The sequence below is a fragment of the Streptococcus sp. 4155 genome, assembly GCF_013276695.1.
GTDB classification, from domain to species: domain Bacteria; phylum Bacillota; class Bacilli; order Lactobacillales; family Streptococcaceae; genus Streptococcus; species Streptococcus pseudopneumoniae.
Map to the genome: position 1 here is coordinate 20,904 of NZ_VMLM01000070.1, position 10,472 is coordinate 31,375.

8 protein-coding genes and 1 pseudogene are annotated in these 10,472 nt (G+C 38.4%); all 9 read right to left on the bottom strand.

Annotated elements, in window-relative coordinates; genetic code table 11:
• Positions 1 to 146 precede the first annotated feature (146 nt).
• Entirely contained in the window at positions 147 to 3,401 is a 3,255-nt protein-coding gene (locus HT715_RS08820) for a DEAD/DEAH box helicase family protein (protein ID WP_138707152.1), read from the bottom strand.
• A gap of 164 nt (positions 3,402 to 3,565) precedes the next feature.
• Positions 3,566 to 5,422, bottom strand: a complete 1,857-nt coding sequence (locus tag HT715_RS08825) for an Eco57I restriction-modification methylase domain-containing protein (RefSeq protein WP_172922916.1) — start codon at positions 5,420 to 5,422, stop codon at positions 3,566 to 3,568.
• 75 nt (positions 5,423 to 5,497) lie between these two features.
• Positions 5,498 to 5,752, bottom strand: coding sequence for a type II toxin-antitoxin system RelE/ParE family toxin (locus HT715_RS08830; RefSeq protein ID WP_050971375.1), 255 nt, complete (start codon positions 5,750 to 5,752; stop codon positions 5,498 to 5,500).
• Between the two features lies 1 nt (position 5,753).
• Positions 5,754 to 5,996, bottom strand: a complete 243-nt coding sequence (locus tag HT715_RS08835) for a DUF6290 family protein (RefSeq protein ID WP_050223090.1) — start codon at positions 5,994 to 5,996, stop codon at positions 5,754 to 5,756.
• Positions 5,997 to 6,086: 90 nt separating this feature from the next.
• Positions 6,087 to 6,896 (bottom strand): MBL fold metallo-hydrolase, encoded by an 810-nt coding sequence (locus tag HT715_RS08840; RefSeq protein WP_050223089.1) that lies wholly within the window; start codon positions 6,894 to 6,896, stop codon positions 6,087 to 6,089.
• A gap of 1 nt (position 6,897) precedes the next feature.
• Positions 6,898 to 8,247, bottom strand: coding sequence for a cell wall metabolism sensor histidine kinase VicK (gene vicK / locus HT715_RS08845; protein WP_138707155.1), 1,350 nt, complete (start codon positions 8,245 to 8,247; stop codon positions 6,898 to 6,900).
• Positions 8,240 to 8,944 carry a response regulator YycF gene (gene yycF / locus HT715_RS08850; protein WP_000722069.1) on the bottom strand — a complete coding sequence of 235 codons (705 nt, stop codon included), beginning with the start codon at positions 8,942 to 8,944 and terminating at the stop codon, positions 8,240 to 8,242. The genes vicK and yycF overlap by 8 nt, the downstream gene beginning before the upstream one ends.
• A gap of 55 nt (positions 8,945 to 8,999) precedes the next feature.
• Positions 9,000 to 10,175 carry an A/G-specific adenine glycosylase gene (gene mutY / locus HT715_RS08855; RefSeq protein ID WP_138707156.1) on the bottom strand — a complete coding sequence of 392 codons (1,176 nt, stop codon included), beginning with the start codon at positions 10,173 to 10,175 and terminating at the stop codon, positions 9,000 to 9,002.
• Between the two features lie 45 nt (positions 10,176 to 10,220).
• Positions 10,221 to 10,472, bottom strand: a pseudogene (locus HT715_RS11995) (hypothetical protein); the annotation flags it as partial.

Genomic DNA, 10,472 nt, shown 5'->3' on the forward strand with positions numbered 1-10,472 from the left:
AATTTTCCTTTCCTACTCGATTTGTTCATATCTTATTTCAATCCATTATACATCTTCCCACAATAAAACGCATAATACCAAGGATTGTCAATACCTTATCTTATGCGTTTTTTCTGATTTCAAAGAATTTTGACTCAGCCTTCTTTTTAATTATTTTCAAAATAGGAATCAACCAACTTTTGAATGCGCCCTTCTTTAGCCGCTGGAATGGTATCTGCTAAAACAAAATTCTTCCTACTGATATCTTTAGAAAGATTGCCAAATATAAAATTAGTGGAAATGTTATAGATAATCTCAGACGGAGCAAATCCATAAACTTGGTTTTCTAAGATATGTTTTAAGCGTTCTTCAGAATTTGGAAATGCATCTTTCAAACCTTCGCTATTATATAGTCGCTTAACAAGTTCAGCAATATAGAGACCAGACTTCATGTACAAATCAATAAATGTCTTAAATGGATCATCAAATATTCCTGGATTTTCTTTTTCAAGATCATCTACCATCCTCTTCACTACCCGTTTAGGAGTGAAAATCTGATTGGTTTTCTGTGGTGGAATATAGTCAAAAATATCTTCTTTTTGGTCTTTAAAATAATCCGCCAACTCCTTTTTCTTGCGAAGAAATTCTTGAATAGCTTCGTCAAATGTTGCTTTATCAAAGAGATGTCCTGCAAAATCTTGTCCTCCATCTCTCAAATAACGAAATTGATCAATCGTAATACCAGTCACCTCAAAGAAGACTTGCTCAGGAACAAAGGTATCAAAATTATCAAGTGTTAGAGATTGATTGCCATAAGCCATAATAAAACTTGGGATGGTTCGTGCAAATCCACGAAGATGGTCACGAATCTCATCTTGAGCTGATTGTTTCAACTGCTCAACACGTTTTCTCTCAACCTGTTCGATAAATCTCTCAGGCATTTTCTCTACTTCTTTTTTGAGTGTTTGCTCTAGTTTTTCTTTGTGAATGAGATTATTTTCTTCTAAACGTTTATCAAAATCTTCTTGAATCTTATCCTTTTGCTCCTTATCAACTGCTTCTTTAATTTGTTGCTGCAATTCTTCCCTGATATGAGCTTCAGAAATTTTTCTTTCGATATCATTTTTTCGAATTTCATTCTCAAATGTTGCTGTAATTTGTTTCTTGATTTGGTCTGTTTCCCGAGTTTTAAAGTTGTATTCAGCTTTTAAATCTTCTACAATCACTGGAGAAACTGTTTGACTCAACTCAGAAGCCAACTTCCTATGAGATTTTTCCTCATTCTGGGCCATCACTTCTGTAACTGACTCACCCAGCGCATAAACTTTTTCACCAAAAAGTCGCATTTGCTGATTAACTACAATTTCATGGTCTACTACTGCATTTCCCTCATCATCGACTGTAACATCTGAAAAGTCTAATAAATCAGAACTATCTTGTACCTTCCCTTCCTTTTCAACTGGCAGCTCATTTAAAATATCTAGAACTGTTTGACTAGCTTGGAAAATACCGCTAATATTATCAAATAATAGATTGGACATAAAGCCACGTTTAAGAACTTCTCTAGCTTTTATCTGGCGAGGAATGGTTAGAACCGCCTTGGCATCAATTTCAACCATCTTACCAGCACGGTCTTCGGCAATAACTGGAAAGAAGTTTAATAATTCTCTAATATTTTCTTCACGAGTTGTCGAAGTCCCGCCGCCTCCTGCAGTCGCAAGCGATAAGTTGTTGGCAAACTCATCAAAGAGAATCAAGGTTCTTTCCGGCGCAAAGTCAAATACATAGGCTCTTTCTTTGCGAAAGTGATTTCCTTTGTTATCGATCCATGAGTAAGGATTTTGAGCACGGAAAGCGGCCTGCATATAAAGTGCAGGTGATTTCAAATTCGATAACATCAATACACCTGTCCACTCAGGGATAGTGACACCTGTCGTCAATTGACCGACGGATAGGGTAATGGTTTTATCATTACCTGCTATCGCTTTTCTAACCAAGTCCAAGGATTTGAGTTTGACTTTATCGTCTTCTTCGGACATACGTCCGTCACCAGCAGCTAGAACGATCTCATAGTTTTCATAGATGGGGTGTTCTTCTAGTAGTGCTTTTAAAGCCTTAGCTGAGGCTACACGCTCCAACAGCCAAAAAGTATGCTTGAGTTCGTTCCGAAGTTCTTTGGTTGAAAATGGATACTTTTCATTGCTTGACAGAGTATCTAACCAATTTTTGACATCTTGCTCATGGATAAATTTACCTTTATCATCTGTAGCGAAAAATTCACTCAAGTCAAAAGCATAGTCAATATTTTCACCATCAAGTTGAGCACCTTTCTCTAGCTCTTCACCAATCATCTGAGACATTTGATAGGTAAAGAGATTTAACTGAGGTAAGGTTTCATATGGATTTTCCTCTTCTTGCTCAGGCGACCAAATAGTTTTGGCTGCCTGCTCATCAGCATAAGACCAGTTATAGATTTGCTCCTCGGTAAAATCTCCCTTAGCCAATGCTTTAAATGGTGTACCTGACAAATGCAGAGTAAAATTCCGTCGAATCTTATTAAAGGCTTGGTCAGTCTTGAAGGTATCAACTCCTTCATGAGCCTCGTCAATAACCAACAAATCCCAATGCAGATCAGTCACCCATTTGAGTTTATCGTGCTCTCCACCTAAATAAACAGAACCTTTCAAGTCTTGGAGACTGATAAAAGCAAGTTGTCTTACATCGTCATCTAAAATACCAACAAATTCTTTACGTGACAAAGTTGGACGACTCTTAAGGCTATCTGATTCAGAAACAAACTTGTAAGTCGTCTGACCTGCTATGAATGTTTCAAAATCATCATACCATGAGTTAGCAATGGCAGGGCGGTTTGTTACAATTAGGACATTGACAGCTTCCATCCGTCGAGCTAGGTCATAGGTAGACAAGGTTTTACCAAAGCGTGGCTTGGCATTCCAGAGAAATTTGCCTCCAGCATGTTCTTGGAAATAAGCTAATGTCTTAGCAACTGCTTCTTCTTGCTCTTGTCGCAGAGTATAGTCCTGTCCTTTTCCAGGTTGATAACCAGACAAATCATGCTGAACAAATTTATCGAATAGATTTTTAGATTTTTCAGGAGTTCCATTAAAATAGAACCATTCCGTCTTAGGACGACGTTCTACATCATGGAAAGACAAGAAATGGTGGAAATCATGATCCTTGAAAGTTTTCCCCTTATCAGGCTCTTCTGTATAAGCTGCATCACCAGTCCATAATATGTCTGTATCTATATGAGCTGTATGCGTTTGCTCCTTGATACGTTGTGTGACATCACGTTCTGTATACCCAATCTTAATCCAGCCTTCATTACTGGTTACTGTCGGTGTGGTGTAGGCATAGATTTTAGGATGAATCTCTTTAGTGGTTTTAATTTCTACTGGCATAAGTATTCCTTTTTTGAACGTTTGCTAACCAAGTCAATTTATCTAACAAATGACTTTCTCATCTCATAAGTACAAAAAGGGTCAGGGCATCGTATGCTTCCTGACCTAATCCTATGTGTCAATTATAGATCACTGAGCGCTATTTGTCAAATAAAAATACTTTTCTAATCCATCTCCCTTACATGAGTCTCAATAAAGGAAATTTCCTCAGGAGAAAGGTCATATTTTTGATAAAGCTGGCGGTCAATATCAGCCACTGATTGTGTCCAATCAATGTCTGAATTGACCGTGAAGTCTTGGAGTGGGACGTAATACCAAGTTTTGCGTGAATTATGCTGAGTAACTTTCAAAACACCTAATAATACTCTAGCGAATTTAGTTTTAATAAATTTAATACAAGCATCGGCTTCAAATTTTGTTTTAAAATTACCAATAGATAAAAAAGTATCTGTATGCCCGATTAGGGGTGTTGATAAGACTTCACCTAAGGCACCACTTCCATTAGCTTCTGGTACAAAAACATTATAATTTTCGAATGTTTCCGGTAAATCTAAATATTTTTTATTAATATATCGATAAACACGTTCGGAGCCAATTCTTCCAAGTAGAGCAACATGGTCTTTTTCTTCGTTGTTTTTGAAAACAAAATCTAACTGAGTTAGTGATTTCGAAACAATTTTATTTTTTGTCCCTTTTCCTTGCAGCTTTTCAGCATTTGGATAATCAGAAAAAAGTTCATCTGAAAATCTATAAATACCTTGAGGATAAACTAAATCAGAAAAAGTTTCAAATTCTGGATGTTTTTCGATTTTTTTTACAATACCATTCAAAGTTTCAAAAATAGTAAATACTCCGATTGGTCCCAAATCTTTATCAACATCACGATAAGTTATTGCTACTCCACCCTTAATATCCGTTCCTGTAAATACTTTACCGCTTTTAAGTTCATAGAATTGAACTTTTAAATGCTTGTCTTCAAGCATCTTTTCCATCCAATTTTTAGGAGTTTGACCAGCTTTAAATAAAAACCTTGCTGGGGTGATTAGTATAGATTTATCTGCGATTTTATAAGCTTCATCAATAAAATAGTGATATATCGGCTCATCTCTAGCTTCTCCTATTTCCTGATACGGCGGATTTCCTATCACGACATCAAATTTCATTTCACTTTCCTCGCTAGATAGGCGCTCAAAACCTATCATTCTATTCTTTTTCCAGTCTTTGATATGGGTTTTAGATTCTTCTACATCTTGGACCTCTAGCTCATCCGCAAACAAACTCAATTGTTGAGATTGCCTTTGTTTAGCTGAATAAGGACTACTTTTTTTCAATCCATCCATCTGAAAGACATTGTAAGAAATAATAGTCGCAATTTCTTTCTTTTGCTCTAATGTTGGTTGATTTCCAGTCTTAGCTAGATAATAGTCCTCAAAAGTTGCCAAAAGATTCTCACGCGCCAAAAGGAGAGAATCTCCTTGATACTCATAGCCATAAGAAGCTCGATAAGCTTTTTTTACAAATTCATAAAAGGTGACTTCATCTGAGACCTCACGACTAATGCGCTGCAATTTTCTATCAACAAAACCAACTCGTTCAGATAATGGAATTTCCTTACCAGTCACTGTATCATAGCGAGTTACCATATAAGGTGCTTCACCACAGGTAATTTCTAGCCATCGCACTTGGATATAATCTTCAAGATCCAGAGCTTCAAGGTCGGCTTCCACATATCCATTTTGCTTTGCGACCAACCAAGTTGGTGTAAACACTTCTGCCCTTATTTTTGTACGATCTTTTTGCTCATACTTGGATTTTTCAGATCTGGGCTGAATCAAGTTAGCATAGTTTCCAGTAACCTTACTTGGACTAATACTATCACTAGGACTAAAGCCTTTTCCTAACAAGTTATAAGAATGCGTCGCCCAAACTATATTTTTCTTTGTTGTTCTATCTTTTAAAAGTATTTTTAATAAATCAGCAGACTCCTTAGCCAACTGCTCTTCACTAATATCTATTGCCATAAAGCAATCTCTCTTGTATTGTAAGCCCTATTATATCATATTTAAAAGAATGAAAATTTACTTGAAAAAAGTAATTCAATAAATATCTCTCCGATGACCAACTTCTAGAGTAGCAATGACTAATTCATCATCTACAATTTGTACGATAACTCGATAATTACCAATTCTATAGCACCATTGACCAACGCGATTACCAACCAAAGCCTTTCCGTGTCGTCTTGGGTCTTCCAAAACATTGGTTTGTAAATAGTTTGTAATTAGCTTCTGCGTATAACGGTCCAATTTTTTCAATTGCTTGATAAAACGTCTTGTCGGAACTAATTTATACAAATTATTCATCCTCCAAGCCTAAATCATGCATCATTTCTTCCCAAGTAATGGGTTCAACTCCTTTTTCCAAGTCTTCTAAATACTCTTGATAGGCTAAATCTGCCACACGAGCATCGTATTCATCTTCTAGGGCTTCAAGAGTTTTGGTGCGGATCAGTTCCGACAGAGAAACTCCTTCAAACTTAGCCATTGCTTTCATAAATGTTTTATCGGCTTCAGAAACTTTTAATGTAATAGTAGCCATCTTTTGTGCTCCCTTTTTTAATGGTAACACCATTGTATTACTTTTTAGGTGTTCAGTCAATATAAAAAGAACACCTTCTCAGCGTTCTTTCTATATCTCTGTCAATGGTGTTGCGGTATCTGGTGAGGTATCATAAACCTTAAAGTCTACTCCAACTCCCAGATCAGCTTGTGCTAGCTGATTGACCATGGTCATGTGAGCCAGCTCCTTGATATTGTTTTCCTTGGACAAGTGACCAAGGTAGATTTTCTTAGTGCGGTTTCCCAAGGTACGAATCATAGCTTCAGCACCGTCTTCGTTAGAAAGGTGACCGAGGTCAGATAGGATTCGTTGTTTGAGTCGCCAAGCGTAAGAACCTGCTCGCAAAATCTCTACATCATGATTGGACTCAATAAGATAGCCGTCCGCATTTTCGACAATTCCCGCCATACGATCGCTAACATAACCTGTATCAGTCAGCATGACAAAACTCTTATCATCCTTCATAAAGCGATAGAACTGCGGTGCGACTGCATCATGACTTACACCAAAACTCTCGATGTCGATATCTCCAAATGTTTTGGTTTTACCCATTTCAAAGATATGCTTTTGTGAAGAATCTACCTTGCCAAGATACTTGCTATTTTCCATAGCCTGCCAAGTCTTTTCATTGGCATAAAGATCCATACCATACTTGCGAGCCAAAACGCCTACTCCATGGATATGATCTGAATGCTCATGGGTAATCAAGATGGCATCCAGGTCTTCTGGCTTGCGGTTAATTTCAGCTAGCAGACTGGTAATTTTCTTGCCAGACAAGCCTGCATCCACTAAAAACTTCTTTTTTGAAGTTTCCAGATAAAAAGAATTTCCACTGGAACCCGACGCTAAAATACTGTATTTAAAGCCTGTTTCACTCATTCTAGTCTTCTACTTCATCCTCCCATATTTCTTCTCTCACTGCATCCTTATCATAAGGGAGCACAATGGTAAAGGTTGAACCCTTGCCGTATTCACTCTTGGCCCAAATAAAGCCCTTATGTTGTTTGATAATTTCTTTAGCGATAGACAGTCCTAGACCTGTACCACCTTGTGCACGACTTCTAGCACGATCCACACGATAGAAACGGTCAAAGATACGTGGTAAATCCTGCTTAGGAATCCCCAAACCCTGGTCAGAAATGGATAAAATCATCTGGTCTTCAGTTGTCTTCATTCTGACAGTGATTTTACCCCCATCTGGCGAATACTTAATAGCATTATTTAAAATATTGTCGACAACCTGCGTCATCTTATCTGTATCAATTTCCATCCAGATAGAATTGATGGGATAATCTCTCACCAACTCATATTTTTTTTCCTTTTCCTGTCCTTTCATCTTGTCAAAACGATTGAGGATAAAGGTAATAAAAGCAGTAAAGTTAATCAGTTCCACATCCAAGTGACTGGTGGCATTATCAATCCGTGAAAGATGAAGGAGGTCCGTCACCATGCGCATCATACGGTTGGTTTCGTCCAGAGACACCTTGATAAAGTCTGGTGCTACAGTTTCACACAAAGCCCCCTCATCCAAGGCTTCAAGATAGGATTTCACGCTGGTTAAAGGAGTCCGTAACTCATGGCTAACATTGGAAACAAAGAGTCTCCGTTCGCGTTCTTCCTTCTCCTGCTCCGTCGTATCATGCAAAACAGCCACCAAACCTGAAATAAAGCCAGACTCTCGACGTATCAAGGCAAAGCGAACTCGAAGGTTCAAATATTCGCCATTGATATCTTGGGAATCTAGCAACAATTCTGGACTTTGGGTAATCAAATCACGCAATTCATAGTCTTCTTCTATCTTGAGTACTTCCAAAATGCTTCTATTCAGAACATCTTCCTGAACCAACCCCAGTTGCTTCTTGGCTGTATCGTTAATCATGATAATCTGCCCCCGACGATTGGTCGCAAGGACCCCATCTGTCATATAAAACAGAATACTATTTAGCCGCTTACTTTCTTGTTCTAGATTTTCCTGAGTGAGACGAATAACCTCCGACAAGTCATTCAAATTATTGGTAATATTGGTGATTTCAGACCCACCTTGCATATCAAGAACCTTGGAATAATCTCCTGCAATCAAATCTTTAACCTTTTGATTGACTTGCTTCAATCGAATATTATCACGTCTATTCTCTAGTAATAAGAGGGTCACAACAAGGATGAAACCTAACAAAATCAGAATAAAGATAAAATCTCTGGTAAAAATGGTTTGTTTCAGTAAATCAAGCATTATTTCTCATGTAATACCCTACACCACGGCGCGTCAAGATATACTCTGGTCGGCTGGGCGTATCTTCAATCTTCTCACGCAGACGTCGGACAGTCACATCAACCGTACGGACATCACCAAAATAGTCATAACCCCAGACAGTCTCAAGCAAGTGTTCGCGCGTAATGACTTGACCTGCATGCGATGCCAAATGATACAAAAGCTCAAACTCACGGTGGGTTAAGTCTAGTTCTTCTCCATATTTTTTAGCCACGTAGGCGTCTGGAACAATTTCTAAATCCCCAATTTGGATAGGTTGAGGTTTACTTTCTGCTTCCTGCCCATCTACTGGCATAGGTTGAGAACGACGCAGAAGAGCTTTAACACGCGCCTGCAACTCACGATTGGAGAAGGGTTTGGTTACATAGTCATCCGCCCCAAGCTCCAAACCGATAACCTTATCAAATTCGCTGTCTTTAGCCGACAGCATGATAATAGGTACACTACTTGTCTTACGAATGGTCTTAGCAACTTCTAAACCATCAATTTCCGGAAGCATCAAATCCAAAATAATAATATCTGGCTGCTCTGCTTCAAATTGCTCTAGCGCTTCACGACCGTTAAAAGCAGTTACAACTTCGTAACCTTCCTTGGTCATATTAAACTTGATAATATCCGAGATTGGTTTCTCATCATCTACAATTAGTATTTTTTTCATATGTTCACCTTTTTCTCTACTATTATACCAAAAAAATAACAAGAAGACACGATAGCTAGTCTTTGTTACTGTCTAAGTTGGCTTTTGCATAAGCCTGCCAGATTTTTTGTTGGGGTTTGGCAAGTGGGTAATTCTTGAATTCTTCTGGTGAAAGCCAACGAACTTCCCTATCTGAAAAATCATGGAAGTCACTCACCTGACCTGCTACAATCTGTACATGCCATTTTCGATGACTAAAAACATGCTGGACTGTATCAAAACAAACATCAAGCCAATCAACATCTAGGTCATAGTCCTGCTGAAAACTCTCTTCTGGACTGGGACCAAAGTTCACACTTTCTTCCGCAACCTGATGAAAGAGGTCAAACTGCTCTTCTTGCGAAAAGTTATCAACTTCTATAAAGGGGAAATGCCAAAAACCTGCCAAGAGCTTTTCGCTTTCATTTTTTTCAAGTAAAAATTGTCCTTGAGAATTTTTCACAACTAAGGCTTTAAGATAAATAGGAACCGGCTTTTTCTTAGGAGATTTAATTGGATAACGGTCCATGGTTCCATTCTGATATGCCGCACTAAAGTCCTTGACTGGGCTTTCTTCAGGTCTGGGATTTACAGGAGACTCAATATCAGACCCTAAGTCCATCAATGCTTGATTAAAATCACCCGGACGATCCGGATTAATCAAGATCTCCATCATTGCCTGAAAAATTTTTCGATTACTTGGAATCCCAATATCGTGGTTGACTTCAAACAGACGCGCCAAAACCCGCATGACATTACCATCTACAGCTGGCTCAGGCAAGTTAAAAGCAATACTGGAAATGGCTCCTGCTGTGTAAGGACCAATCCCTTTCAAGCTAGAAATTCCTTCATAGGTGTTTGGAAATTGACCCCCAAAGTCAGCCATAATCTGCTGGGCTGCAGCCTGCATATTACGAACTCGAGAATAATAACCCAAACCTTCCCAAGCCTTCAGTAAACGCTCCTCAGGTGCATTCGCCAAACTTTCCACTGTTGGAAACCAGTCCAAGAATCGTTCATAATAAGGAATAACCGTATCCACCCTGGTCTGCTGGAGCATAATTTCAGAGACCCAGATATGATAAGGATTTTTACTTCTACGCCAGGGTAAATCTCTTTTGTTTTCATCATACCAACTGAGAAGTTTCTCACGGAAAGAAATAATCTTCTCCTCCGGCCACATGACAATACCGTATTCTTTCAAATCTAACATATCTCTAGTATAACACAGAAGGTTTTAACTGTCCTTTTCCTAGTATTAATACTCTTCGAAAATCTCTTCAAACCACGTCAACGTCGCCTTGCCGTAGGTATGGTTCCTGACTTCGTCAGTCTTATCTGCAACCTCAAAGCAGTGCTTTGAGCAACCTGCGGCTAGTTTCCTAGTTTGCTCTTTGATTTTCATTGAGTATAAAAAATAGTCAGAAAGATAATGTTGGGAAGGTTTTCGACCAATTAGGGTCAAAATTCCCCTCTCTTCAAGATGCAAGAAAGCATCCTTGATCTTTTT